Here is a 440-nt window from a genome sequence, read left to right on the forward strand (position 1 = left end):
GCTGGAACTGCGAGGTGAGACTCTGGTCGCCGCCCTTGGAGGAGAAGTGGTTGGCGATGACGACGATCGTGCGGCCGCGGAAGACGAACTCGCCGGCCAGCGGCTTGCGGCTGTCCTCGAACGCCGCCGAGTCCGGGGCGATCCGGCCGGGGGACAGGGTCAGGGCGGCCCTGCCGCGGACCGTGACCACGTCGGTCGCCGTGGTGGCGTCGCCGCCGGGCCGGTCGGTGAAGGACACGCGGGCCGGGTTGAACAGGAAGGCCTGGCGGATGTTGCCGCCCGGCTGACCGCCGTCCTGCTTGTCGGCCGGGTCGACGGCGCGCCAGTCGTAGCGCGGGCCGCCGGCGGCCTCGATGGCGTCGCTCAGCTTCCCCAGCGTCACGTCGGCGGCGACCGTGCCGTCGTCCGTGGCGCCGTTGTTGTCCTGGATCTCCTCCAGC

The 440-nt window shown here is 73.2% G+C and carries 1 pseudogene; it reads right to left on the bottom strand.

The window, feature by feature from the left end:
* A pseudogene (locus tag LPA54_RS39140) lies at window positions 1–440 on the bottom strand (endonuclease/exonuclease/phosphatase); the annotation flags it as partial.

The sequence above is a fragment of the Streptomyces sp. DH12 genome (genome assembly GCF_020873895.1).
Classification (GTDB): domain Bacteria; phylum Actinomycetota; class Actinomycetes; order Streptomycetales; family Streptomycetaceae; genus Streptomyces.